The organism is Streptomyces luteosporeus (assembly GCF_039532865.1).
Taxonomy (GTDB): Bacteria; Actinomycetota; Actinomycetes; order Streptomycetales; family Streptomycetaceae; genus Streptomyces; species Streptomyces luteosporeus.
This window is the reverse complement of sequence record NZ_BAAASL010000009.1, coordinates 155874-179506: the sequence shown is the minus strand read 5'-3', so window position 1 is coordinate 179506 and position 23633 is coordinate 155874. Positions and strand designations below refer to the sequence as shown.

At 73.7% G+C, this 23633-nt stretch carries 23 protein-coding genes, 2 pseudogenes and 1 riboswitch; of the genes and pseudogenes, 12 read left to right on the top strand and 13 right to left on the bottom strand.

The window, feature by feature from the left end; translation table 11 throughout:
* Nucleotides 1–11 precede the first annotated feature (11 nt).
* On the top strand, nt 12–590 hold the full coding sequence (locus ABD361_RS14245) for a hypothetical protein (RefSeq protein WP_344435519.1): 579 nt from the start codon (nt 12–14) through the stop codon (nt 588–590).
* A 6-nt stretch (nt 591–596) separates the two neighbouring features.
* Here ABD361_RS14245 and ABD361_RS14240 read toward each other — a convergent pair whose 3' ends face one another.
* Complete coding sequence (locus tag ABD361_RS14240) at nt 597–1439, bottom strand: arylamine N-acetyltransferase family protein (protein WP_344435518.1); 843 nt, start codon at nt 1437–1439, stop codon at nt 597–599.
* 286 nt (nt 1440–1725) lie between these two features.
* On the opposite strand from ABD361_RS14240, the gene ABD361_RS14235 reads away from it, so the two are divergent.
* A complete protein-coding gene (locus ABD361_RS14235) occupies nt 1726–2268 on the top strand; it encodes a hypothetical protein (protein ID WP_344435516.1) in 543 nt (180 codons plus the stop codon).
* Here the strand turns inward: ABD361_RS14235 and ABD361_RS14230 are convergent.
* Both ABD361_RS14230 and ABD361_RS14225 read right to left on the bottom strand, forming a co-directional pair.
* Nucleotides 2234–3496: a glycosyltransferase gene (locus ABD361_RS14230; RefSeq protein WP_344435515.1), complete on the bottom strand. Its 1263-nt coding sequence runs from the start codon at nt 3494–3496 to the stop codon at nt 2234–2236. The two genes, ABD361_RS14235 and ABD361_RS14230, sit on opposite strands and share 35 nt — an antisense overlap.
* A gap of 49 nt (nt 3497–3545) precedes the next feature.
* The gene (locus ABD361_RS14225) at nt 3546–4415 is read right to left on the bottom strand and encodes a MerR family transcriptional regulator (RefSeq protein WP_344435514.1); all 870 of its coding nucleotides are present in this window, start codon (nt 4413–4415) and stop codon (nt 3546–3548) included.
* A gap of 162 nt (nt 4416–4577) precedes the next feature.
* On the opposite strand from ABD361_RS14225, the gene ABD361_RS14220 reads away from it, so the two are divergent.
* A complete protein-coding gene (locus tag ABD361_RS14220; RefSeq protein WP_344435513.1) occupies nt 4578–5435 on the top strand; it encodes a class I SAM-dependent methyltransferase in 858 nt (285 codons plus the stop codon).
* Between the two features lie 2 nt (nt 5436–5437).
* On the opposite strand, the gene ABD361_RS14215 is transcribed toward ABD361_RS14220, so the two are convergent.
* Entirely contained in the window at nt 5438–6352 is a 915-nt protein-coding gene (locus ABD361_RS14215; RefSeq protein ID WP_344435510.1) for a CPBP family glutamic-type intramembrane protease, read from the bottom strand.
* A gap of 274 nt (nt 6353–6626) precedes the next feature.
* Here ABD361_RS14215 and ABD361_RS14210 point away from each other — a divergent pair, with 274 nt between their 5' ends.
* The 4 genes from ABD361_RS14210 to ABD361_RS14195 all read left to right on the top strand — a co-directional run bounded on the left by ABD361_RS14210 (nt 6627) and on the right by ABD361_RS14195 (nt 10580).
* The gene (locus ABD361_RS14210; RefSeq protein WP_344435509.1) at nt 6627–7511 is read left to right on the top strand and encodes an NAD(P)-dependent oxidoreductase; all 885 of its coding nucleotides are present in this window, start codon (nt 6627–6629) and stop codon (nt 7509–7511) included.
* Nucleotides 7512–7720: 209 nt separating this feature from the next.
* Entirely contained in the window at nt 7721–8932 is a 1212-nt protein-coding gene (locus ABD361_RS14205) for a cytochrome P450 (protein ID WP_344435508.1), read from the top strand.
* Nucleotides 8933–9226: 294 nt separating this feature from the next.
* Entirely contained in the window at nt 9227–9925 is a 699-nt protein-coding gene (locus tag ABD361_RS14200; protein WP_344435506.1) for a hypothetical protein, read from the top strand.
* 28 nt (nt 9926–9953) lie between these two features.
* Nucleotides 9954–10580 carry a hypothetical protein gene (locus tag ABD361_RS14195; protein ID WP_344435505.1) on the top strand — a complete coding sequence of 209 codons (627 nt, stop codon included), beginning with the start codon at nt 9954–9956 and terminating at the stop codon, nt 10578–10580.
* A 210-nt stretch (nt 10581–10790) separates the two neighbouring features.
* Here the strand turns inward: ABD361_RS14195 and ABD361_RS14190 are convergent, their stop codons facing one another.
* The 7 genes from ABD361_RS14190 to metE all read right to left on the bottom strand — a co-directional run bounded on the left by ABD361_RS14190 (nt 10791) and on the right by metE (nt 19017).
* Nucleotides 10791–11378: a 2'-5' RNA ligase family protein gene (locus ABD361_RS14190; protein WP_344435504.1), complete on the bottom strand. Its 588-nt coding sequence runs from the start codon at nt 11376–11378 to the stop codon at nt 10791–10793.
* Between the two features lie 23 nt (nt 11379–11401).
* The gene (locus ABD361_RS14185; protein ID WP_344435503.1) at nt 11402–12079 is read right to left on the bottom strand and encodes an HAD family hydrolase; all 678 of its coding nucleotides are present in this window, start codon (nt 12077–12079) and stop codon (nt 11402–11404) included.
* 7 nt (nt 12080–12086) lie between these two features.
* Nucleotides 12087–12749 (bottom strand): LysE family translocator, encoded by a 663-nt coding sequence (locus ABD361_RS14180; RefSeq protein ID WP_344435501.1) that lies wholly within the window; start codon nt 12747–12749, stop codon nt 12087–12089.
* Nucleotides 12750–12840: 91 nt separating this feature from the next.
* On the bottom strand, nt 12841–14466 hold the full coding sequence (locus ABD361_RS14175; protein ID WP_344435500.1) for an alpha/beta hydrolase: 1626 nt from the start codon (nt 14464–14466) through the stop codon (nt 12841–12843).
* Between the two features lie 53 nt (nt 14467–14519).
* Entirely contained in the window at nt 14520–15971 is a 1452-nt protein-coding gene (locus ABD361_RS14170) for a helix-turn-helix domain-containing protein (protein WP_344435498.1), read from the bottom strand.
* Between the two features lie 130 nt (nt 15972–16101).
* Nucleotides 16102–16587 carry a hypothetical protein gene (locus ABD361_RS14165; protein ID WP_344435496.1) on the bottom strand — a complete coding sequence of 162 codons (486 nt, stop codon included), beginning with the start codon at nt 16585–16587 and terminating at the stop codon, nt 16102–16104.
* Nucleotides 16588–16692: 105 nt separating this feature from the next.
* Complete coding sequence (gene metE / locus ABD361_RS14160; RefSeq protein WP_344435494.1) at nt 16693–19017, bottom strand: 5-methyltetrahydropteroyltriglutamate--homocysteine S-methyltransferase; 2325 nt, start codon at nt 19015–19017, stop codon at nt 16693–16695.
* A gap of 187 nt (nt 19018–19204) precedes the next feature.
* A riboswitch (cobalamin riboswitch) is annotated at nt 19205–19389 on the bottom strand.
* 171 nt (nt 19390–19560) lie between these two features.
* On the opposite strand from metE, the gene ABD361_RS14155 reads away from it, so the two are divergent.
* On the top strand, nt 19561–20094 hold the full coding sequence (locus ABD361_RS14155; RefSeq protein ID WP_344435492.1) for a hypothetical protein: 534 nt from the start codon (nt 19561–19563) through the stop codon (nt 20092–20094).
* Between the two features lie 50 nt (nt 20095–20144).
* Here ABD361_RS14155 and ABD361_RS14150 read toward each other — a convergent pair whose 3' ends face one another.
* Nucleotides 20145–20423, bottom strand: coding sequence for a hypothetical protein (locus ABD361_RS14150; RefSeq protein WP_344435490.1), 279 nt, complete (start codon nt 20421–20423; stop codon nt 20145–20147).
* Nucleotides 20424–20495: 72 nt separating this feature from the next.
* Between ABD361_RS14150 and ABD361_RS30670 the strand changes: the two are divergent.
* The 4 genes and pseudogenes from ABD361_RS30670 to ABD361_RS14135 all read left to right on the top strand — a co-directional run.
* Nucleotides 20496–20567, top strand: a pseudogene (locus ABD361_RS30670) (short-chain fatty acyl-CoA regulator family protein); the annotation flags it as partial.
* 148 nt (nt 20568–20715) lie between these two features.
* A complete protein-coding gene (locus ABD361_RS14145) occupies nt 20716–21441 on the top strand; it encodes a dienelactone hydrolase family protein (RefSeq protein WP_344435488.1) in 726 nt (241 codons plus the stop codon).
* A gap of 56 nt (nt 21442–21497) precedes the next feature.
* Nucleotides 21498–21710 (top strand): annotated as a pseudogene (locus tag ABD361_RS14140) (acyl-CoA dehydrogenase family protein); the annotation flags it as partial.
* Nucleotides 21707–22786, top strand: coding sequence for an enoyl-CoA hydratase/isomerase family protein (locus tag ABD361_RS14135; RefSeq protein ID WP_344435487.1), 1080 nt, complete (start codon nt 21707–21709; stop codon nt 22784–22786). The pseudogene ABD361_RS14140 and the gene ABD361_RS14135, both read left to right, overlap by 4 nt.
* 72 nt (nt 22787–22858) lie before the next feature.
* On the opposite strand, the gene ABD361_RS14130 is transcribed toward ABD361_RS14135, so the two are convergent.
* Nucleotides 22859–23620, bottom strand: coding sequence for a CbtA family protein (locus ABD361_RS14130; RefSeq protein ID WP_344435486.1), 762 nt, complete (start codon nt 23618–23620; stop codon nt 22859–22861).
* Between the last annotated feature and the right edge of the window lie 13 nt (nt 23621–23633).

Here is a 23633-nt window from a genome sequence, read left to right as displayed (position 1 = left end):
AGGGTCGGGACATGACGAAGACCAAGGCGACGAGGGCGCGGCCCGGGGTGCTGCCGGTGGCAGTGCTGGCCGTGCTGGCGGCCGGGTGCGGGACGGAACGGGCGGGCAGCGACGCCGCCGGTGCCGGGGCCTCGCCGAGCGCGGCGGCGGTGCCGGGCGCAGCGGCGGACTTCCCCTGCCCCGGCGAGAGTCCCCTGCCGGCCCCACGGTCGACGTCGGGCTCCTCCGCCCCGCAGGGGGCGCCCCCCGACCACTACGCCGAGAACCACGGCTTCAAGGTGCCCCTCCCCCTGCACGGGCAGAAGCGGTGCGAGGGGCTGGCGGCCGCCGGGCACGTCAAGGGCGCCCTGGAACCCCTGCGCGGGCGCGGCGACTTCGCCCCGGAGGACACCCGCCGCGCGCTCGTCGCCCTCGGCTATCCCGCCGAGAAGGTGCGCTCGTACCAGAACGGCACCACCGGTGTCGGCTTCCTCGTCGACGCCGCCTCCCTGTGCCTGGAAGGCACGATGAGCTCCGTCTCGATCCGGGCGGAGGCCTTCGGCGGCTACCCCGACGGCACCGGCTGCGAGCCGCCCCGCGGCGGCCACTGACCGTCTTCAGGCGGTGAGGTGTGCGAGCTCGTCCGGCTCCAGCGCGATGTCGAACGTCTCCCGCAGCACCTGTCCGAGCTCGGAGGGGGCGATCTCCCGGGAGGTGCGGGAGCCGTCCGGGCGGATCGTCGTCCACGTGGTGGCGTCCAGCTGGTGGTGCTCGGGCCCGGTGAAGCGCTGGGCGAAGATCCGCTTGACGAACGGCGAACGCGGGTGCGTGCCCACGTAGTGGCTGCCCATCACGTAGTCGACGGGATAACGCGGCGCGAGGGAGAAGGTGTGCCGGTCCGTCCAGCCGTCCGGGCCGTGCTGGTGGAGCCACCAGGCGTCGACGAAGGTGCCGGGCCGCCGTTCGAGCCGGAACCGCCAGCCGTCGGCGTCCACTTCCGCTCCGTCGGCGAGCTCGACCGGCTCGGTGGGGCCGCCGCCGAAGCCCACGTCGCACAGCCAGTGCCGCTCGTCGTCGGTGCTGCGCACGACCAGCATGGCGTGGGTCGCCGGGGTCAGCCGGCTGCTGCCGAGCGTCACGCGCCCCGAGATCCCGGTGACCTCGAACCCGAGGCGCTCCAGCGCGGCCGCGAGGAGCAGCACGTGCTCGAAGCAGTACCCGCCCCGGCGCCTGCGGACAATCCTGTCCTGCAGGGAGGCGAGGTCCAGGGGCAGCGGCCGGCCCAGGACCGCGTGGACGTTCTCGAAGGGGATCGACGTGGTGTGGGCGCGCACCAGGCGGCGCAGCGTGGCGAGCGTCGCGGTGCGCTCGCCGGTGAAGCCGATGCGGCCGAGATAGGCGTCCACGTCGAGCTCGTCGCCGTGCCAGGTGCCCGCGCCGGTGGGGAGGTGCGAAGTCATCGTGTGCTCTCTCACGTTCTGTGCGCCGCGTTCTTCCCGTTCCCGAACGCCGCCCTGCCGACCCTACGGGCCCGGGGCCGCCCGCTGCCTCTGCGTGCGGTCCCGTCCCGCCCGGGACCTTGGTCGTAGGCCGCACGGTCGCAAGGAGGGCCGTTCCGCTGTTCCGCCGTTCCGCCGTGCGGCGGAGCGGCCTCCTTCGCCCGGCCGACGCCGCCGGCGAGGACCTTTTGCGATCTTCGAGTCAGCGCCCGGGACCGCCCCGGCGCCCGGCCCAAGGACGACCTCGATGCATGCAGCGCCCCCACCGACCACGACGGTCCCGGCCAGGACCACCGAGCGGCCCGTGCCTGCGTGGGCGACGCGGATCGCCCGCCTCCTGCCATGGCTCGCGCTGCCCGTGTGCCTGTGGCGGCTGCCCATCGGCTTCGGGTACACGATGGGGCTCGACCTCGGCCCCATGCCGGGGCCGGTGTGGGTGGGCGTCCTCTACGTCGGCACGCTCAGTCTGCTCTCCGAGGCGTTCGCCCTGGCGTGCCGCGCACTGGTGAGCTGGTGGGGCGAGACCGTGCCTGCGTGGGTGCCGCGGCTGGGCGGACGGCGCATCCCGCCGATGGCCGTGATCGTCCCCGCCACGGTCGCCGGCCTGGGCCTTGTGTACCTGCTCGTCGACTGGTGGCTGGCCACCCTCCGCATCGGGGGCTGGGCGGACGGCCCGTACGGCAATGTGTGGTGGCGCGTTCTGGCCATGACGGTCAGCGGCCTGTTCGTGACGTGGGGTCCGCTGGTGCTGGCGCTCACCTACGGTTACTGGCGGCGCCGTTGCCGGTGACGGACGCTCCGGAGGGCCGCTGCGCCAGCCGCTCGACGGCCTGCAGCGTGCGGGCCGCGGCGTCCTCGCCCGCCATGTGACGGGCCGCGGTGGCGGCGGCGCGGGCGTACGTCCCGTCCCGTACGGCGTCGCGGAGGGCGTCGCCGAGGCGTTGCGCGGTCAGTTCCTTGAAGGGGATGGGTGCGGTGGCCGCGCCGAGGGCGGCGAGCCGGCCGGCCCAGAAGGGCTGGTCCGCGGCCACCGGGACGGGCACCGCCGGGACGCCGGCGCGCAGTGCGGCCGCCGAGGTGCCCGCGCCGGCGTGGTGCACCACCGCGGCGACGCGCGGGAACAGCAGCGCGTGCGGCAGGTCGCCGACCGTCAGCAGATCGTCGCCCGTGGCCGCGAGCCCCGCGCTGCCGTTCTGCAGGATGCCGCGCAGCCCGGCCCGGCGCAGGGCGGCCACGGCGAGCTCGCTCAGCCGCTCCCCCTCGCTGCCGGCCATGGAGCCGAAGCCGACGACCACGGGCGGTGGGCCGGCGGCGAGGAAGTCCTCCAGGTCCGCGGGCAGCTGTTCGCTCTCGTCGACGTGCGGCCACCAGGTGCCCACGACCTGGAGGCCGTCGCGCCAGTCGGACGGGCGCGGCACGACGGCCGTGCTGAAGCCGTGCAGGACGGGCCAGTTCGCCGCTTCCTGCCGGCGCCGGGCCGCCGAGGGGGTGAGCGGGGGAAGGCCGAGACGGCGGCGCAGGGCGGCGGTGGCCGGTGCGAAGACGCGGTCGGCCATGCGCAGCGCGAAGCGCCCGGCCGCGCGGTTGCCGAGGCGGCCCAGGGAGCGGGCGCCGGTGACGACGGGCGGGAAGTCGCCGGTCGGTGCGGTGGGCTGGAGGTAGACGCCGAGGCTCGCGGTGCCCGTGGCCTCGGTGAGGTGCCAGCCGAGCGGGGCCGTGGTGGCCGACAGCAACAGCAGATCGGTGTCGTCGGTGACGGCGTCGGCGAAGCCCTGCCCGAGCTCGGTGACGAACGCGGCGGCGCTGCGCATCAGGGCGCGCCGGTCGCCGACGTCGCCGTGGGCCTCGGGGCGGCCGGGCAGGGGGCGGAAGTCCAGTCCGGCCCGTGCCACCAGGTCCGCGAAGGGCTCCGGGGCGGCGAGGGCGACGTCGTGGCCGGCCCGGCGCAGGGCGGCGCCCAGGCCGGTATAGGGGGCGATGTCACCGCGCGAGCCGGCCGCGGCGATCAGGATGTTCATGGGTGCTCCGTACGTTCTCGGGCGGCCCGCAAGGGCCGGGTGCGGCGTGTCAGTGCTGGCCCTGAGCGGCCTCGAAGGAGTGCCCGTCCGGCTCCCCCGGGCGCCCCGGCTGTTGATCTCCCGGCCCTTCGGGCCGGCCGGTGCGGTGTGCCTCGCGGCGGGCGGCGTTGGCGTGCACGGCCTTGCGCAGGTAGGCGGCGAGGCCCGGCCGCTGCTGCGAGGGCGGGACGACGAGGGCGAAGGCGCGCGGGTCGGCGGCGAAGTCGTCGGCGATGCGCCGGTGCATGGCGGGCGGGCACGAGGTGAACCAGCGCGAGATGTGCAGGCGGTGCTCCTCGGCGAGGTCCATGACCCGCTCGCCGTCGGCGGGCTCGCGCTCGTCGAAGGCGGCGAGCAGTTCGGCGCGCCAGGCGGTGGCCTCGCTCATCAGCTGCCGCCAGTCCTCCTTGCTGTGGGCCGCGGCCCGTGCCATCGACTCGCGGTGGCCTTCGGAGCCGGCCCATTTCAGCTGGGCCTCGGTGGCGTAGCTGAGGTCGAAGGCGATCTCGCCGAAGACCTCGAAGCGCTCCTGCGGGCTCAGGGACACCCCGGTCTGCTGGACCTCGATGGCCCGCTCGGCGACCTCGGCGAGCCGTTGCAGCCGGGCGGCCTCCTCGCGCAGTTGCCGCTGCCGGGCCCTGAGGTGGTCCAGGGCGTTGGCCTGCGGGTCCTGCAGGATGGTGGCGATCTCCTCCAGGCAGAAGCCGAGTTCCCGGTAGAAGAGGATCTGCTGCAGGCGGGCCAGGTCGGCGTCGCTGTAGAGGCGGTAGCCGGCGTGGCTGCGGCCGCGCGGCGTGAGCAGCCCCGCCCGGTCGTAGTGGTGCAGCGTCCGCACCGTCACCCCGGCGAAGGCCGACACCTGTCCCACGGAATAGCTCATGCACCTGCCCTTTCGTCGGCGTACAGCGTGCAGCCTGACGTAGGGGAAGGGTCAACCGGCCCGTCCCGCCGCGGTCACCCGCAGGGCTGAAGCGGGGCGCGGGGCGCATCGGCGGAGGATCCGGGGGAAGGATGCGGGCGACCACCGGCGAAGGGGATCGGCGTGGCGACCTGCTCGACGGAGGCCCACTACCGTCAGAACGTGCTGCCGTACTACCGGGCGTTCGGCTCGCGCTTCGGCTATGCGGCCCTGCTCGGCAGGACGCGGCACTTCGGCTGGTACGAGCCCGGTGACTCGCCCTGGCGGTTCACCGCCGCCATGCGCCGCATGGAGCTGGTGACCGCCCGCAAGCTGGCCCTGCCGGCGACGTCGTCGGTGCTCGACGCGGGGTGCGGGGTGGGTGACACGGCCCGTACGGTGGCCCGGGCGAGCGGGGCGTACGTCACGGGGATCGACGGGATCGAGCCGGACCTTGCCCTCGCCCGGCAGCGCTCGGCCAGGGCGGGCGGGCCGGGCGGGCGCACGCGCTTCCTGCGGGCCGACTACCACGCGCTCCCGTTCGCCGACGCCTCGTTCGACGGCGTCTACACCATGGAGTCCTTCGTCCACTCGCCCGAGCCGGCGCAGGGGCTCGCCGAGTTCTTCCGCGTCCTGCGGCCCGGCGGCAGGCTGGTGATGTTCGAGTACGCGAGCACCCCGCAGGACCGGCTCACGCCCAAGGCCAGATCGGCGCTGGTGCGGGTGTGCGAGCTGTCCGGCATGGCGGGGATGCTCGCGATGACGCACGGCGAGCTGGAGCGGCTGCTGCGGCGGACGGGGTTCACGGTCGAGTCGGTCGACGACGTGACGGCGCACATCCTGCCCATGCTGTACGCGTTCTCGGTGCTCGGCCGCCTGCCCTACGCGCTCGCCCGCGCGGTGGGACGCGGGGACAGCCTGGTCAACGCGATGAGCGGGGTGGAGATGTACCGGCACCAGGAGACCTGGCGCTACACCATCAGCGTCGCCGTCAAGCCCTGACCTCATGCCTGCCGGGTGGTGCCCGGCCGCAGGCGGCCCGTCAGGGCCAGGAAGGCGACGAACGCACCCAGGACGAGCCAGCCGGGCCAGCCGGCGATGCCCATGTGCAGGGGGTCGAGAGGGGCGTCGGGATCGGCGAAGTGCCGGACCATGCCCACGCTCATGGTGCTCACGAAGGCGTGCCCGAGGACCGCCGGCACGACCGAGCCGGAGCGCAGCCGCAGCCAGCTGAAAACCGGCAGCACGAGGAGGCAGCTGATCACCATGGCGGGGACGGAGACGTACCAGGGCCGGCCCGGGTACTGGCCGCCCATCAGCAGCGTCGGCAGGTGCCACAGGGCGAAGGCCGTGCCGGTGAGCAGATACGCCCGTACCAGGGCGGCGCGGCTGCCGTCCCGCAGCAGGCGCGGGAAGAGGTAGCCCTGCCAGCCCAGTTCCTCGCCGAAGAACAGCGGAAGCGAGAGGAGCATGCCGGCCAGGCCCTCGGCGGCCCAGGTGCCGAGCCCGCTGCCGTGCATCCCGTCGAAGGGGTAGCGGCCCGCGAGCGTCCCCAGCGCGAGGGCGGCGCCCGTCAGACCTGCGGGAACGGCCACGGCCAGCAGGCACGAGCGCACGGCACGCCCCCGGGGCCGCGGCCACCGCAGGGCGAGGGCGTCACGCAGCCGGCCGATGCGCTCGACATGGCGCAGGACGACGAGCGCGGCGAGCGCGGGGGCGAACATGGCGGCGGAGATGCAGGCGTTCTCCAGCAAGCCCGGCTGGTCCCGCGCGTCGGCGCGCTGGAAACCACCGGCCAGCAGCGGTGTCATGGCCAGCCACATGCCGGCGCAGGCCAGGGCGAAGTAGAGAAGGGGACCGCGCCGACGCCACCCGGCGAGGGACGGCGGTGACGCCGCGGAGCCCTTTGCAATGGTCATGCCGGGACGCTACGGCGACGCCGTGCCACCGAGGAATGCGGCCAACCCGACCGGGGACACGGGGGACTGCCCCACCACCGGGGCGACCGGTGCGACGGCTGCGCAACCGTGCCGCGGCCACCGGCTCGGCGACGCGCACGCACCCCGGCCGCCGTGCGCCCTGCCGGCGCACCGGCGCACGGCTGCCGCGCGCCCGATGAGCACTACCGCGCCCGGCGCCCCTGGCGGTACGCCTGGGTGCAGGCACGGACACCCTGGTGAACGAGGAGCGTCAATGGATACCAGCCCGGACGGGGTGAGCGTGCTCGGGCTGGGAGCCATGGGCTCCGCCCTGGCGGCCGGCTTCCTGGCCGCCGGCCACCGTACGACGGTGTGGAACCGCACCCCGGGCAGGGCGGCGGCCCCGGCCCTGCGCGGCGCCGTGGTGGCGGGTTCGGCCGCGCAGGCCCTGACGGCGAGCCCGCTGACCGTGGTGTGCCTGTCCACGTACGACGCGGTCCGCGAGGTCCTGGAGCCGCTGCCGGGCGCCGTCGCCGGCCGTACCGTCGTCAACCTGACCTCGGGGCCGCCCGTGGACGGGCAGCGGATGGCGCAGTGGGCCGAGCGGTGCGGCGCCGGGTACCTCGACGGGGTGCTGATGACGACACCGGACCGCGTCGGCACCCCCGGCGCCCTCCAGCTCTACGCCGGCCCCGCGGCCCTCTTCCGCGCGCACGAGCCGACGCTCGCGGCGCTGGGCGACGCGCTGCACGTCGGCGAGGACCACGGGCTCCCGTCCGTGTACGACACGGCGCTGCTGGGGCTGATGTGGTCCACCCTGACCGGCTGGCTCCTCGGCAGCGCGCTCATCGGCGCCGACGGGCCGGGCGGCGGCGTGCCGGCGACCGCCTTCACGGACGTCGCGGCGCGCTGGATGAAGACCGTGGAGACGTTCATGCGCGACGGCGCCCGGCAGGTCGATGCCGGGCACACGCCGGGCGGGCAGTTCCCGCTCGACCTGCATCTGATGACGATGGACGTCCTCGTGCACGCCTGCGAGCTCCGCGGCATCGACCCGCAACTCCCCCGGGCTCACCGGGCGCTGGTGCACCGGGCCGTCATGGAGGGCCATGGGAGCGACAGCTTCGCGCGACTGATCGGCTACCTGCGCGACCCCTGACCGGCTGCGTTCGCGAACACCCGTCAATGACACCACCGATGCGCCACACAGGCTTGCGCATGGCACCATAATGGCGCCGTGATAGCATCACGGTCGCAGCGCCCCATGTCGGCTCCCTGCACCGGGAGTTCACCCGTGCCCTCGCCCACAGGGCCGGCTGCCGCGGCCGACCGCCCTCGTCCCGTACGACACACCACGCGGAGGACCGCATGACCCCGCACTCGTCCTTACAGCCCGACGTCGTTGCCGCCCTGCCGGTGACCCGCCCCTCGGGCTGTCCCTTCGACCCGCCCGCCGAGCTGGCGCGCCTGCGCGAGGAGCAGCCCCTGCGCCGGATGCGCTACCCCGACGGTCACCTGGGCTGGCTGGCCACCGGGCACGCCGCGGTCCGCGCGATCCTGGCCGATCCCCGGTTCAGCTCCCGCTACGAGCTGCTGCACCTGCCGGTCGCCGGCGGCTTCGAGGGCCCGCTGCCGCCGGCCCCGCCCGGCGACATGAGCGGCATCGACGCACCCGGCCACACTCGCTACCGGCGACTGCTCATGGGCAAGTTCACGGTCCGGCGGATGCGCGCGCTCACCGAGCGCGTGGAGCAGTTCACCACGGCCTGCCTGGACGCCATGGAGCGTCAGGGCCCTCCGGCGGACCTGGTGACGGCGTTCGCCCAGCCCGTCCCCGCCCTGGTGATCTGCGAGCTCCTCGGCGTGCCCGCCGACGGCCGCGACGTCTTCCAGCACCACACGACCACACTGACCGACATGAGCAGCTCACCGGAGGAACGGGACGCCGCCTACACCGCCCTGCAGGACACCCTCCACGCGCTCGTCCTGGCCAAGCGGGCGGCGCCCACCGACGATCTGCTCGGCGACCTCGCGCACGGCAGCGACCTGACCGACGAGGAGCTGGCCGGCGTCGGTACGTTCCTGCTGAGCGCCGGCCTGGACACCACGGCCAACATGCTGGCCCTGGGCACCTTCGCCCTGCTGAGCAACCCGGAGCAGCTCGCCGCCCTCCGCGACGACCCCGGCCTCGCCGACCGGGCGGTCGAGGAGCTGATGCGCTACCTGACCATCACGGACACCGGGGTCCGCGCGGCCCTGGAGGACGTGGAGGTCGACGGCCACCTCGTCAGGGCGGGCGAGTGCGTGACCCTCTCCCTCCAGGCCGCCAACCGCGACCCGGCCCGCTTCCCCGACCCCGACACCCTCGACATCCACCGCCGCGCCACCGGCCACCTCGGCTTCGGCCACGGCCCCCACCAGTGCCTCGGCCAGCAACTCGCCCGCGTCGAGATGCGCGTGGCCTTCCCCGCCCTGCTGGCCCGCTTCCCGCACCTGCGACTGGCCGTCGCACCCGAGGACGTCCCGCTGCGCACCACCTCGAACATCCATGGCGTGCACCGGCTGCCCGTCACCTGGTGAATCGCTGCCACCACCTGACCGTGTCCGAAACCTTTCGGTCACATTGCGGGCGCCGGCCTACTGAAAACGGAACCCTTCCCCGTCCCGCGGCCCCGCGCGCGTGAGCTGTGCGACGCACAAACCCCTTGATGCAAATGGTGATTGCTGTCGGCGGCAATCAAGGCTGGCCGATTCGACCCCACCGAGGTCGACGCGTCACGCGTGGTCTCCCTAGCGTGCTGGTGGCCGGATCGCATCGTGAGGGTCCGGCAACGGAAACGCACGGCAGCCACCTCAAGGGGGACCATGCGTAAGGTGAATGCACGCCGGTACGCCGTCGCCTCGGCGGCCCTCGGCCTCGCGGCCGGGCTGTTCGCAGCGGTGCCGGCGTCCGCGACGGCAGCGGCGCCCTCCGCGCAGGGCACGTCCGGGGACGTGGAGTTCTCCGTCTTCGACAACGGATCCGGAATCCCGAGAAACTCCTCGTTCCGGCTGGCCGACCTCGGCCGGCACGGGATAGCGGATTCCGCGGTGAAGCAGCTCGGCGCCGGGAAGGCCCCCGCTGCCGCCGGGAAGGAGAGCACGACGCTGAGCGGCCCCGACGATCTGGTGGGGCAGTGGAAGGACCGTGACGGCTGGACCGTCTACATGCGGCGGGGGTACTACGACCCCGCCAGGGACAGGGGCTTCGGACTGGCCAAGATAGAACAGAAACACAACCTCACCATGAAGGCCGTCGAGGCCACCACGAAGTACCCGCGCCCGGGAGCCGCGGGGAAGCAGAGGTTCGCCGGGTACCCGGACACCTGGAACTACTTCACCGACGTGCTGCACGTGAAGTGCAGCGGCTGGTGGATCTTCAGGACCTGCCGCGTCGACAAGGTCCAGGCCGTCCGTGCGGGAGTAGACTTCAGCGTCAAGATCCCGCAGCTCCCCAAGGGCGTCATCACCGCCTACTGCGAAGGCGTGCAGGGGCGTTGCCCCGACTGGGTCAAGAACGCCATCAACATCTGATCCGTCCCGCGTCAGGAGGGTCTCCCCGATGAGCCGACGTCCGGTCCGGCCGTCCCGCATCCTGCCCGCGGCCGAGTGGTGGGCGCCGTTGCTCGTCGACCTGGGTGCCGTGCAGCGCGGGAGCGCCGAACTCGGCCTGTGCGTACGGGATGTCGACCTCACCACCGGCCGCGCACGGGTGACCGTGCAATGGCCCGGCGTCCCCGCCACCACCCTCCTGCCCGACCCCGAGGCCGGCCGCGACGCGCTCCTGCAGGCGATCGCCGCGGTCGGCCCCGCCCGGCTCGCCGGCGAAGAACCGGCGGAATCCCCGTCATCACCGCTCGCCGGCCACGGCTGGCTGCTCGACGAACTCGGGCGGCGAAGCGACGCCTGGTACGCGTACCTCGCCGAACCGGTCGAGCTGCTCCGGGTGGAGACCGACGGCCGCCGGACCACGGACGTCGCCGTGGCGCGCACCGCGCGCGGCGACGTGGTGGGCGTCCGTGTCCCCCTGGCCGGGCTGGGGGCCGACGGCATGGACGTCGGCCTCACCTACACGATCGTCGAGCGCGCGGTGACCGCCGCGCCGGCCGACCTCCGACCGGCCGCCCCGGTACAGGGCCGCCCCACCTTCTCCACCGGCCTCCCGGGCGAGGGCCAGGGCGCCCCGTAGGGGCGCGGGGCGGTGCCCTCGGGGTGGCACGTCGACTGCGGGCCGTCGGGGGCCGATCGCGCAGTTCCCCGCGCCCCTACCGGGGCGCCCCGGTAGGGGCGCGGGGAACTGCGCGACAAGCCACGACGTGCCCGCAGACGGGCTGCCGTGGCCCGCCCACGCGGCGGCAGCCGCAAGTCGGCACTGCCCCGCGCCCCTACGGGGGCGCCCCTACCGGGCGCTGCACCCGTCCGGTGGGAGGGACTCCCCCGTGCCCAGCCGGATCGCCATGCGAGGGCGCATCGGCTCCTCGCCCCGCCGGGAGAGCAGGACGAGCTCCTCGACCGTGGCCTGCAGGGTGCCGAGCCGGGCCGCGCACTCGGCGGCCAGGCGCTTCGGGTCGTGCGTGCGGCCCAGCGACAGGTGCGGGGTGAAGCGGCCCTCGCGGCCGCCGCACAGCGGGAACCGCAGCTCCAGTTCCCGGTGGAGGCGGGCCCACGGTGCCAGGTCCGCCGCGGCCGGGTCGAGCCAGATCGTGGCGTAGTGCCGGTGCCGGAAGTACCGTACGCCCGCCATGCGTACGGCGAACGGCGCACTGTCCGCCGCCGCGGCGGCGAGCAGTGGCACGGCCTGCGCGAACGTCTCCTCCGGTACGAAGCCGAACAGCAGGTTCACGTGGGGTGGCCAGCGTCGCACCTGGGGGTCGTGCTCCCAGCGGATGTCCTGGATCGCCGGCCAGAGCTCCTGCGGCGGCAGCCATGCCACCGCCGTCCGGGCCGTCGGCGCCACCGCCAGCACGCCGTCCGGGATTGCGTTCACGCTTCCATGATCCGCATCACACGTCAGCTGCGCATGCGGGGTGCGAGCGCCCGGGCCCAGGCCTGCAGTGCGGGGTTGGCCAGGCTGGTGCCCAGCCAGTCGTGGTCGGGGGTGGTGCCCTCAAGGGAGGGTACGACCGCGACGTACAGTCCGGCGGCGCGCGCCGCGGCGATGCCCGTCGCGGAGTCCTCGAAGGCGACGGAGCGCCGCGGGTCCGCGCCGAGCGCCTCGCAGGCCGTGAGGTAGAGCTCCGGTGCGGGCTTGGGGGAACGGACCTCGTCGGCGGCGAAGGAGTGGGGGAAGAGGTCGGCCAGGCCGGCCGAGGACAGGGCGACGTCCAGCAGTTCCCGGGGGCTGTTGCTGGCCACGGCGATGGGGACGGCCGCCCGGCAGGCGCGCACCAGCTCCAGCGCGCCGGGCAGGGCCGTGGCGCCCCGGGCGAGCTCACGGCGGACTCCCGCGAGGAGGCCGGCGGCGATGTCGGCTCCGGCGTCGGGGCGGCCGAAGTAGGCGGCCATGGCCTCTGCGGCGGACTCCAGGGTGCGGCCGACGACCAGGGCCTTCTGTGCGGGCCCGAAGGGGTGGCCGTGCGCCGCGAAGAGGGCTGTTTCGGCGACGGTCCAGTGGGATTCGGTGTCGACCAGCAGGCCGTCGCAGTCGAAGACGACGGCGTCGGGGCGGGCGGGGAGGGAGCGGTTCACGGGGTCCTCACTGGCCGAGTGCGAGACGGATGCCGAAGGCGGCGATGACGGTGCCGGTGACGCGGTCGAGGAAGCGCCGGGCCGAGGGGCGTTGCAGGCGGTCCCGGAGCAGGTGGGCGAAGGCGATCAGCGCGCAGGACCAGACGAGGCCCAGGACCACGTGCACGCCGGCCAGGAGCACGCCGGAGACGAGGTGCGAGGCACCGGCGGGCATGAACTGCGGCAGCACCGCTACGTAGAAGGCGCCCATCTTGGGGTTGAGGAGGTTGGTCACCAGCCCCTGCCGCCAGCCGCCGAGCAGGATGTCGCCGGCTCCCGTCCCGGCGCCGGCCGGTTCCTCGGCGCCGGCCGGCTGCGGGCTCCCGCCCGGTGTGCGGCGCCGCCAGGTGGCCCACAGCAGCCTGCCGCCCATCCACAGCAGGTAGGCGGCTCCGGCCCACCGCAGCGTCTCGTACGCGAGGTGGGACGCGGTCAGCAGCGCGGTCACGCCGAGCGAGGTGAGCGCGCCCCAGAGCAGCGTGCCGCTCTGTATACCGAGGACCACGCCCCAGGCGCGACGGCGGTGGCCGAGCGCGGCGGTGCGCAGGATGAGTGCGGTGTCCAGTCCAGGGGTGAGGGTGAGGAGTCCCACGATCAGTGCGAAGGCCCCCAGGGCGTTCAGGGTGATCATGAGCGATCACCCTAGGCCGGGGCGCACCCGAGGTCCACAATTCCTGCCCGGAATCGGGCAGGAATCAGGGAGTTGAGCGCGGTCGCTCCGCTTACCAGACGCCGCGGACGGCCTCCGGGTGCGTGGGCGGGAGGGCGGTGGGCGCCTGGGTCTTCAGCGCGGCCGGGGTCGGGGTGACGTAGACCGGGGCCGGATCGGGCTGGGCGGCGCAGGTCCTGGCGATGAAACCCTTGCCCGCCGGGAGGGTGCCGTCCCGCAGGTACGCGGTGAAGGTGTCGTCCAGGCAGGAGTTGCCGCGGAAGAGGATCTCGTGGAAGCTGCCGCCGTTCTGGACGACGAGCTTGGAGCCGGGCAGCGCCTTGTGCATGGCGACACCGCCCTCGTACGGGGTGGCGGCGTCCTCGGTGGCCTGGAAGAGCAGGACGGGCGGCAGGCCCTTGCCGGTGATCTTCAGCCGGCCGGCCTGGTTGCCCTGGTAGGGCCAGAACATGCAGGCGGCGTTGTACCACATGTTGTTGTAGGTGTAGAAGGGCGCGACGGCGTCGACCTTGGCCTGGTCCTTCTTCCAGAACTCCCAGTCGCGCGGCCACGCGTTCTCCGTGCACTGGACGGCGTTGTACGCCGGGAACGTGCCGTCGTCGGCGCCCGGGGCGGCGTACATGTTGTAGGCGATCTGCAGCGGCCGGGTGTCGTTCCTGGTGACGTAGGCGGAGAGCACGGTCGCCATCCGCGGCCAGCGCAGGAAGGTGTAGCCGCCACCGTAGAAGGTGTCCTCGAACTCGGCGGGCCCGATCCTGCCGGGTGCCGGCGCGGCGTCCACCGGGTGGCTCCGCAGCGCCTCCTCCACCTGGTAGTACGCGCGCTTCACGGCGGCGGCGTCGGTGCCGAGGTGGTAGACGGAGTCGGCCTTGGCCGTCCACGCCGCGAAGGCGTCGAAGCGGCGCTGGTGTTCCTTGTCCTGCAGGATGTTGTGGTCGTACCAGCTGATGGTGGGGCCGACGATGCTGTCGAGCACCATCCGGCGCACGTGCGAGGGGAAGAGCTCGCCGTACGTCGAGCCGAGCGTGGTGCCCCACGACCCGCCGTAGAAGTTGATCTTCTGGACGCCGAGGGCCCGCCGGATGCTGTCCATGTCGCGGGCGTTGTCGACGGTGGTCATGTGCGGCAGGAACCAGCTCCAGTTCGCGGCGCAGTCGGCAGCGTACTTGGCCGACTTCTCCAGCCACGCCTTCGACGTCCCCTTGCCGACCTGGTAGTCCGGTCGCTCGCCGTCGAAGTAGTGGGCGTCGCAGGTGACGTGCGGTTCGCTGGCGTTGGTGCCGCGGGGGTCGAAGCCGATCCAGTCGTAGGTGGAGGCGACGTCCTGCGGGATCTTCCCCGCGATGGAGACCGGCATCCACAGACCGGAGTCGCCGGGCCCGCCGGGGTTCAGCAGGATCGGCCCCTGCTGCCGGCTCTTCGGCGCGGTGGCCGGGAGCCGGTTCACCTTGATCTTGATCTTTTTGCCGTCGGGGTGCGCGTAGTCCAGCGGCACGTCGAGCATCGCGCACTGCAGCGCGGGAGTGGCCGGGTCGTTGCAGGAGCTCCACACGAGCTTGCCCTGCCCCGCGTCCCGCTCCGCCTGCCCCACCGGTGAGGACGAGGAGGCGGGGGTGACGCTCGCGAGGACTGCGCCCATGGCAACGAGGGCCGTCAGCACGGCTCTTGCTCTTCTCATGGGTGAATGATGTGACATGTAAAATGTCACACACCGTGCTTCCGGAGCGGGTGTTACCCAACCGTGACCGCCGCCGCGAGGCTCATCGCGCGTGCGGCCAGCCAGAGTTCGTGGCGGTCGCCGGGAGAACGCAGCAAGGAGCGTTCGAGGAGGTCCTCCAGGCGGGTGAGGCGCTTGCGGACAGCGGTGACCGACAAGGACAGCTCCGCTGCCGTGGGGGCGAGACGGGCGTCGTTGCGCAGCCAGACCTCCAGCGTGCGGCAGAATCCGTCCCCGGGCGGCGCCGACCGGACGGGGCGGAGCAGGCGCTCGGCCCACTCCACGCTCGTGGGGCGGCTCAGGAGGTCGTCGAGGGAGAGCGGCGCCGCCCCGTCCCCGGGCGCGAGCGCGGGGAGGGATTCCGCGCGGAGGGCGAGTGCCAGGAGCGACTGGTCGGCGAGCCGGTCGAGGTCGAGGGACAGCAGCTGCCCCGTCTGCCGGAGCCGGGCGGACAGGGTGTTCCGGTGGATCTTCAGGTGGGCGGTCGCCTGCGTGGTGAACGTGAGCCAGGAGGCCGCGGTGGCCGCGAGCTCCGCGCCGTCGGGGTCCTGGGGACGCCGGGGCGTGTGCGCGCGCAAGGGCGCGAGCAGCCGCCCCGCCCAGGCCGCCAGTTCGGGCCCGATCACCAGGACGGGGTCGGGGCGGCAGGCGAAGGTGGCGTACCGCTGAGCGCGGCCGCGGGCGGCGGCCAGGGCGTGGAAGGCCTGCGCGTACGCGGTGGCCGTCTCCCGCAGGGGCACGGCCTCGCTCACGCCCACCGCGCAGTCGCCGGCGTCCCGGGCGAGGGCCGCCGCCAGGGCCGACGGCTCCCCTGCGGGCTCCCCGGGCGCGGCCGGCGCCAGGACGAGGAGGTGGTCGGCGTACACCGGGCACGGCACCAGCCACGCCCCGCGCACCAGCCCGGCGCACCGGCGGGCCAGGGCGGCCCGCAGCCGGGGCGCGGACTCGACGACCAGGAAGCGCACGGCGTCGGGCAGGGCCGGCCGCAGGACCTCGGCGATCTGCCGGGCGGCGGCGACGTGACCGTTCATCAGCAGGTGGAGGACGGCCTCCCGGTTGCGCGCCTCGGCGAGCTCCAGCCGGCCGCGCCGCCGTTCGCCGTCCTCCGCCCGCCAGCACAGGGCCAGGGCCGAGGAGGCGTCGGCGAGCAGTTGCGGCAGGCCGCCGGGGGCGGGCCGGGGCAGGACGGCGGCGAGGGCCGGGGCGGCGCTGCGGCGGGTGCAGTCCAGGGCGTACAGCAGGCCCGTGCGGCCCCGGTCGTCGACGACCAGGCAGCCCAGGCCCCGGGCCAAGAGCTCCCGGGCGCCGCGCCGGGCCATCTCGGCCCCCTCCCCCTCGCCCCCCTCGGTGCCGCCCGAGGCGAGGACCGCCCCATCGGCCCCGACCAGGAACACCTCGGCCCGGGTACGTGCCGCCAGCCAGCGCAGCACGGCGTGCGTACCGCCGCGTTGGGCCGATCGCTGCATGGCCAGCACGTCGTCGGCTCTGACCGCCCGGTGATCCGGTACGGACGTCGCTCCTGATGTCTCTTGTGTCAGGACATCCATGACTACCCCCCAGTAGATCCGGATCGCAGCGTACCGGGGGGTCTTCAGGTCACCCGTCGGTGGCCGCCGCTCGTCCGCGCAGGAGCAGGTTCTGGGTGCCCAGGCCGAACGCCACGTACGCGTACAGGGACGCGGTCCCCAGCAGTCCGGTGCCTGCCGCGTGGTCGATCCACAGGCCCAGTCCGATGTGCGCGCACACCGACGTCAGCCAGAGCGCGGTCGTGGCGGCCGTCCCCTTGCGGAGCACCACGCCCTGGGGATCGCGCCAGACGCGTACGGTCCGGGCCCTGGCCGCGCCGAAGCCCGTCGCGACGACGAAGCTCACCACCAGGAGGGCGATGGGCAGCATGGTCAGGGGGCGGTCCTTGACGACGGAGAGGACACCGAAGGCGAGGCCCGCGACGCCCAGGACGGCAAAGATCACCGGGGCCACCAGCGAGCCGATGCGCCGTACCGGACGGGCGCGCAGCTGCTGCAGCACCACCAGGCCCACGATCGCCACGGCCAGGGCGAAGCCGCCGTTCGTACTGTGCATGTGTCCACTCCCCCGTCGCGGCGCCGCCCCCGTGCATGAGCGCCGTACCGCACTATTGTGCGTCGGGCGCCGGCGGGGCCGTCACGCGGGGCCCGCGACGGGGCGTCAGGAGGCCTGTGCCTCCACCTCCTTGCGCACCTCGGCGGCCGCCGCCACCAGGTTCTCCAGGGAGGCGCGGACCTCGGGCCAGCCGCGCGTCTTCAGGCCGCAGTCCGGGTTGACCCACAGGCGGTCGGCGGGGATCGCCGTCAGGGCCTTGCGCAGCAGCTCCGCAGCCTCCCCCGCGCCGGGGACGCGCGGCGAGTGGATGTCGTACACGCCGGGCCCGACCTCGCGCGGGTATCCCGCCGTGGCCAGCTCGGCGGCGACCTGCATGTGCGAACGGGCGGCCTCCAGGCTGATGACGTCGGCGTCGAGGTCGTCGATGGCCGCCAGGATGTCGCCGAACTCGGCATAGCACATGTGGGTGTGGATCTGGGTGTCCGGCCGGACGCCGCTCGTCGCCAGGCGGAAGGCCTCGGTGGCCCAGGCGAGGTACGCGGCGTGGTCGGCGGCGCGCAGCGGCAGGGTCTCGCGCAGGGCGGGCTCGTCCACCTGGATCACCGACGTGCCGGCCGCCTCCAGGTCCTCGACCTCGTCGCGCAGGGCGAGGGCGACCTGCCGGGCGGTGTCGGCCAGCGGCTGGTCGTCGCGGACGAAGGACCAGGCAAGCATGGTGACGGGCCCGGTGAGCATGCCCTTGACCGGGCGCCGGGTGAGCGACTGGGCGTAGCGGGTCCAGCGGACGGTCATGGGCTCGGAGCGGGAGATGTCGCCGGCGAGGATCGGCGGGCGGACGTAGCGGGTGCCGTAGGACTGCACCCAGCCGTGCCGGGTGGCCAGGTAGCCGGTGAGCTGCTCGGCGAAGTACTGCACCATGTCGTTGCGCTCGGGCTCGCCGTGCACGAGGACGTCGATGCCGGTCTTCTCCTGGAAGGAGATCACTTCACGGATCTCCGCCTCGATGCGCTCCTCGTAGGCCGCGGCGGTGATGCGTCCGGCGCGCAGGTCCGCGCGGACGGTGCGCAGCTCGCTCGTCTGGGGGAAGGAGCCGATGGTGGTGGTCGGCAGGGGCGGCAGGCCCAGGTGGGCGCGCTGGGCGGCGGCCCGTTCGGCGTAGGGCTGTGAGCGGTGGGTGTCGGCGGCGGTGACGGCGGCGGCGCGGGCGCGCACCGCCGGGTCGCGGGTGATCGCCGAGTTCGTGCGGGAGGCGAGGTCGGCGCGGTTGGCGGCGAGTTCCGCGGCGATGGAGTCGGTGCCGTGGGCGAGGCCCTTGGCGAGGGTCGCGACCTCGCGGGCCTTCTGGCGGGCGAAGGAGAACCAGCGGACGATCTGCGGGTCGATGTCCCGCTCGGCGGTGGCGTCGAGGGGGACGTGCAGCAGGGAGCAGGAGGTGGCGACGTCGACCCGGTCGGCGAGGCCGAGCAGGGTGCCGAGGGTTGCCAGGGACTTCTCGAGGTCGTCGATCCACACGTTGCGGCCGTCGACGACGCCGGCGACCAGGCGCTTGCCGGGCAGGCCGCCGACGGCCGCGAGGTCGTCGAGCTGGGCGGCGGCGGAGCGGGTGAAGTCGAGGGCGAGGCCCTCCACGGGGGCCTTGGCCAGAACGGGCAGGGCCTCGCCGAGGCGGTCGAAGTAGGAGGCGACCAGCAGCTGCGGGCGGTCGGTGAGGGCGCCCAGCTCGCGGTAGGCGCGGGCGGCGGCGTTCAGCTCGGCCGGGGTGCGGTCCTGCACGAGGGCGGGCTCGTCCAGCTGGACCCACGTGGCGCCGGCGGCCCGCAGGTCGGCGAGGACCTCGGCGTACACCGGCAGCAGCCGGTCGAGCAGGGTGAGCGGCCGGAAGCCGGCGGCGACGTCGGGCGCGGGCTTGGCCAGCAGCAGGTAGGTGACCGGTCCGACGAGGACGGGGCGGGCGGCGAGACCGAGGGCGAGGGCCTCCTTCAGCTGCGTGACCTGCTCGGTGGAGTCGGCGGTGAAGACGGTGTCGGGACCGAGCTCCGGGACGAGGTAGTGGTAGTTGGTGTCGAACCACTTGGTCATCTCCAGCGGCGCCACCTCCTGGGTGCCGCGGGCCATGGCGAAGTACCCGTCCAGGGCGTCGGCCCCGACGGCGGCCCGGTGCCGGGCGGGGATCGCGCCGACCATGACGCTGGTGTCCAGGACGTGGTCGTAGTACGAGAAGTCGCCGGTCGGCACCTCGTGGACGCCGGCGTCGGCGAGCTGCAGCCAGTTGGTGCGGCGCAGCGCGGTGGCCGTCCGGCGCAGGGCGTCGGCGGTGACCTGGCCCTTCCAGTAGCCCTCGATCGCCTTCTTCAGTTCACGGCCCTGCCCCTGGCGGGGGTAGCCGTGCACGGTGGCGCGTACTGCCGCGGCTGCGGACTTGCTGGTCACGGAACTCTCCTTCGCGAGTTTCTTCCGGAGGACCCGGTGCGTGACGAGGGCGCGAAGGGGTGACGACAGGCCCGCCGGGACACCACCGTCGTAGCGTGTGTCCGTCCGCTGCGGAACGCCTGTGTACGCCGACCCGCCCTCGAGGTCACCGGGATGGCCGCGCGCGAACGCTCGCACGCGGGCAGCGGCAGGTCTTCGGACTCGCGGGCACGCCTGCCGGGAAGAACACCTCCCGGCGGACACCTACTGGCCGTCGCTTCCCGGGCCCGTGCGGACCCAGTGCGTATGACGGCGGTCGTTCCCGCTCACCGCTGCGGGGCAGTCCCGGATTCCCACCGGGTTCCCTCTTACGACGCCTCCCGCCTGGCGGACGGGGCGAACCAGCTGCACCGCCAGCCTAGAGGGAGAACCCCCGCCACGCACAGGGTTGTTCGCATGCCGGTCACACACGACGGCGGATCGGCCTGATGTTCGTTGTCCTGAGCATGTCCAGCTGCGGGGTAGGCTCCCCGGGCACGAGGACAATGCTGCTGGGGAGACGACATGAAGCGCCGGGCACTGTGGACGGCTGCCGTGGGGATGCTGGCCCTGGCCGGCTGCGCCGACTCGGGCCCGTCCCTGAAGTTCGGCGAGAAGGCGACCGTCGCCGGTGACAGGAGCGGTTCCGTCGGAGTGACCGTCGTCCGCGTGGAGAAGGGCAGCCACGCCGACCTCTCCCTGCTCCAGGACGCGTCGAAATACGCGGGCAAGACCCCCTACTACGTCCGCTTCACCCTCACGAAGACGGCCGAGGGGAACGACAACGACGAGACCTCGCACTTCGAGGTGTGGAGCGACGGCAAGCGACTGACGGAGCTGATCGTCCTGCCGTCCATGGAAGCCACGGGCGACCCGACCGAGCCCCTGACCACCGGCCACTTCGACAAATGCGTCGGGGCCGACCACACGACGTTCAAGGAAGCCCCCACGGGACGAAGCGTCGAGGGCTGCACCGTCTTCCTCGCCCCCGACGACGCGAAGGCACCGTCCACGGTCACGTGGACGCGGCGCAGCGAGACCCTCGCCACCTGGAAGTAACCCGCCGCTGCCGAGCCGTCGGGGGCGGGTGTCCGGTCGCGTCGTCGTGATCAGAAGGGAACGTCCGTCCCGGCTTCCCGCAATCGGCACAGTGCTTTGCCCATGCACTCGGCGACCGAGGCTCCGTCGGCACGCAGTCCCTCCGGCAACGGCCCTCCCCCGCCGGCGACGAACGTCCATGCCGGCAGTCCTTCCCGCATGCGCTCGGCATCGATGCGGAGCATGGCATCTATACCCTGCTCGCCCAGCCATTCGAGGATCAGCAGCGTCACGTCCTCGACGCCGCCGTCGGGACCGGGCTTGGGCCATCGCCCCTTCGCCTTGTTCATGGCGGTGACCCTACTCAGCGCGCATCCACAAGGCGCGCGGCTTCACCGCCGAGCGCCTGACCGACCACTTCGACGGCGCGGACCGTGACGCGGCAGCGCGGCGGCTGGGGCGAGCCGGGCAAGACGTTCGCCATCGGGCCGGGGCGGAGACTGATTCTCGCGGGGTGCTGGGGGAACGGGGTTCGTGACGGATCTTGCGAGCCATCGCCGCATTTCAGAGGCGCACCCGCGGTGTTCTGCCACCGGTGAACACAGGCTCGACCGGGCTCGGTGATCATTACCGTCCAGTCTCATGACGACGATTTCAACGCGCACGGTGGAGTACCCGGCCGACGGCCTCACGATGATCGGGCACCTCGCGCTCCCGGCCGGTGCCGACCGTCGGCCCGCGGTCCTGGTCGGGCCCGAGGGGATGGGGCTCAGCGATGTCGAGCGCCGCCGAGCCGATGCCCTGGCCGAGCTGGGGTACGTGGCGCTGGCCTTCGACCTTCACGGCGGGCGCTACTTGAGCGACCCCGAGGAGATGCTGGCCCGCTGCATGCCGCTGCTCGCCGACCCCGAACGCAGGCGGGGCATCGGCCACGCGGCGCTCGACGTGTTGCGCGCCGAACCGCGGACGGACCCCGACCGGATCGCCGCCGTCGGCTACGGCACCGGGGGCGCGATCGCCCTGGAACTCGGGCGCGACGGCGTCGACCTGCGCGCGATCGGGACAATCAACGCACTGACCACGGGCCGGCCGGGCGGGGCGGCGCGCATTGGCTGCCCGGTGTGGGCCGGGGTCGGGTCGGAAGACCCGATCATGCCGCCCGCGCAACGGGACGCGTTCACCGCCGAGATGCAGGCCGCGGGCGTCGACTGGCGCCTCACCGTCTACGGCGGCGCCTTGCACGCCTTCCACCACCCGCCGGTCGACCACCCCGCGGTCCCCGGCGTCGGCTACCACCCACGGCATGCGCAGCGAGCCTGGCGCGATGTCGTCGACCTGCTCGCCGAGTGCCTGCCTGTGACGGAGTGAGCCCGAACACCCAGGAGCTGGACTTAGTAGGACGTCCAACTATATGTTCGCGGCGGCCGCGCAGCTGTGCGCCGGCCAAGCGCTTCGCCACCGACACCGGCTGCACGGTCGCCGATCGCGCCCTGCAACTGCACGGCGGCCACGGCCACCTGAGCGAGTACGGCATCGAGAAGATCGTCCGCGATCTTCGGGTGCACCGCATCCTGGAAGGAACGAACGAGATCATGCGTCTGATCGTGGCCCGGGACCTGACGGGCGGCCGGCGATGACGACCCCCGGCGAGTCCGACGTCCTGCTGCGCACCGAGGGCCGCGCGGCCTACCTGACCCTCAACCGGCCCCGGGCCCTCAACGCCCTCACCCACGCCATGGTCACCCGCATCGACCAGGCCCTCGCCGAATGGGAGAAGGACCCCGCCGTCGAGACGGTGGTCGTCACGGGGACGGGCGAGCGCGGGCTGTGCGCGGGCGGCGACATCCGTGCCATCCACGAGGACGCCCGCACCGGCGGCGGCCGCGCCTCGGCGGAGTTCTGGCGGGACGAGTACCGGCTCAACGCCCTGATCGCCCACTATCCCAAGCCGTACGTGGCCGTCATGGACGGCATCGTCATGGGCGGCGGCGTCGGTGTCTCCGCCCACGGCAGCGTACGGATCGTCACCGAACGCTCCCGCGTCGCCATGCCCGAGACCGGCATCGGCTTCTCGCCCGACGTCGGCGGCACCCACCTCCTCGGGCTCGCCCCCGGCGAGCTCGGCACCCACCTCGCCCTGACCGGGACGGCGGTGGGGGCGGCCGACGCCCTGCTGTGCGGGCTGGCCGACCACTTCGTACCGTCCGGCCGGCTGCCGCACCTGGTGGCCGACCTCGCGCACGCGCCCGTGCACGAGGTGCTCCCCCGGTACGTGCGCGAGGCGCCGCCCGGCGTGCTGGAGGCGCAGCGGGAGTGGATCGACCGGTGCTACGCGGCCGACACCGTCGAGGACGTCGTGGAGCGCTTGCGCGCCGAGGCCGCCCCGGCGGCCGGCGAGGCCGCCGCGACCCTTCTCGGCAGGTCCCCCACCGCCCTGAAGGTCACCCTCGTCGCTCTGCGGCGCGCCCGGGCGCTGGGCCTGCTGGAGCGGGTCCTGGAGCAGGAGTACCGCATCTCCTGCGCGGCACTGTCCTCGCACGACCTCGTCGAGGGCATCCGGGCCCAGGTCGTCGACAAGGACCGCACGCCGCGCTGGTCCCCCGCCACGCTCGCCGAGGTCACCGACGCGGACGTGGAACGGTACTTCGCCCCGCTCGGCGCCCGCGAGCTGCGCCTGGCCCCGGCCGACGAGGCCCGGGAGGTGCCGTGGTGAGCAGCACCGTCGCCCGCAGTAAGGGGCTGTCGCCAGGGCGACGAGCCCCTTACCGGGCGTCGGCCGGCCGGATCAGCCGATCGCGGCGGGCGAACCCGCCCCATCGGTGCGCCGGCCGGAGGCTGCGGCGGCGCCCATGACGCGCTCGGCGAGGTGTCCGAAGAGCAGGCCGAAGGCGACCCACAGGGTGCCCTGGATGGCCAGGGCCGCGAGGCGGAACTGCCACAGCACGGTGGCCGGGAAGTCCTTGGGCACCTCGTTGACGGCGGGCAGGAAGGCGTAGGCGAGGCCGATCACGGCGAGGAACGCGGCCGAGGCCGCCACCGTGGCGTTCCAGGCGCCCAGGCGTGGAGCCAGCCGCCTGCCGAGGATGACCGCGGCGACGCTCAGCAGGACGCTGAGCGCGATCATCAGGAAGTACAGCGTGGTGCGCTTGGCGATGGTGTCCGGGTCGCCGACGGACGGCGGGTTGGCCGGGTACTTCAGGAACGGCACCACGTAGACGGCCAGCAGGGCACCGCCGGCGACCAGCGCCGCCGTCGCACGCGGGCCGAACCGGCCGATGCGGCCCAGCGCCACGCAGAACGCCAGGGCGGCGATGCCGCCGATCGCGACGCCGTAGAGGAGGACGCCGGTGGCCAGGCCGGCGGTGGACTGCAGGCTGCGGCTGACCAGTTCCTCGCCGTGGTCGTGGCTGTGGGCCTCCTCGAAGGCGATGGCCGCGTCCACATGGGGTTCGCCCAGCAGATAGGCGACGACCAGGGCGAGGACGCCTGCCGCGAGGCCGGCGAGCATGCCGCGTACGAGCAGGGCCCGTACGGAGACGGAATTCACGGGGCGTTCCTCC

Coding starts and splice junctions, on each gene's coding strand:
- ABD361_RS14155 (WP_344435492.1), top strand. CDS start 19,561: ATGAAGCGCCGGGCACTGTGGACGGCTGCCGTGGGGATGCTGGCCCTG.
- ABD361_RS14195 (WP_344435505.1), top strand. CDS start 9,954: ATGAGCCGACGTCCGGTCCGGCCGTCCCGCATCCTGCCCGCGGCCGAG.
- ABD361_RS14145 (WP_344435488.1), top strand. CDS start 20,716: ATGACGACGATTTCAACGCGCACGGTGGAGTACCCGGCCGACGGCCTC.
- ABD361_RS14150 (WP_344435490.1), bottom strand. CDS start 20,423: ATGAACAAGGCGAAGGGGCGATGGCCCAAGCCCGGTCCCGACGGCGGC.
- ABD361_RS14245 (WP_344435519.1), top strand. CDS start 12: ATGACGAAGACCAAGGCGACGAGGGCGCGGCCCGGGGTGCTGCCGGTG.
- ABD361_RS14210 (WP_344435509.1), top strand. CDS start 6,627: ATGGATACCAGCCCGGACGGGGTGAGCGTGCTCGGGCTGGGAGCCATG.
- ABD361_RS14235 (WP_344435516.1), top strand. CDS start 1,726: ATGCATGCAGCGCCCCCACCGACCACGACGGTCCCGGCCAGGACCACC.
- ABD361_RS14175 (WP_344435500.1), bottom strand. CDS start 14,466: ATGAGAAGAGCAAGAGCCGTGCTGACGGCCCTCGTTGCCATGGGCGCA.
- ABD361_RS14135 (WP_344435487.1), top strand. CDS start 21,707: ATGACGACCCCCGGCGAGTCCGACGTCCTGCTGCGCACCGAGGGCCGC.
- ABD361_RS14240 (WP_344435518.1), bottom strand. CDS start 1,439: ATGACTTCGCACCTCCCCACCGGCGCGGGCACCTGGCACGGCGACGAG.
- ABD361_RS14170 (WP_344435498.1), bottom strand. CDS start 15,971: ATGCAGCGATCGGCCCAACGCGGCGGTACGCACGCCGTGCTGCGCTGG.
- ABD361_RS14180 (WP_344435501.1), bottom strand. CDS start 12,749: ATGATCACCCTGAACGCCCTGGGGGCCTTCGCACTGATCGTGGGACTC.
- ABD361_RS14225 (WP_344435514.1), bottom strand. CDS start 4,415: ATGAGCTATTCCGTGGGACAGGTGTCGGCCTTCGCCGGGGTGACGGTG.
- ABD361_RS14205 (WP_344435508.1), top strand. CDS start 7,721: ATGACCCCGCACTCGTCCTTACAGCCCGACGTCGTTGCCGCCCTGCCG.
- ABD361_RS14165 (WP_344435496.1), bottom strand. CDS start 16,587: ATGCACAGTACGAACGGCGGCTTCGCCCTGGCCGTGGCGATCGTGGGC.
- ABD361_RS14215 (WP_344435510.1), bottom strand. CDS start 6,352: ATGACCATTGCAAAGGGCTCCGCGGCGTCACCGCCGTCCCTCGCCGGG.
- ABD361_RS14230 (WP_344435515.1), bottom strand. CDS start 3,496: ATGAACATCCTGATCGCCGCGGCCGGCTCGCGCGGTGACATCGCCCCC.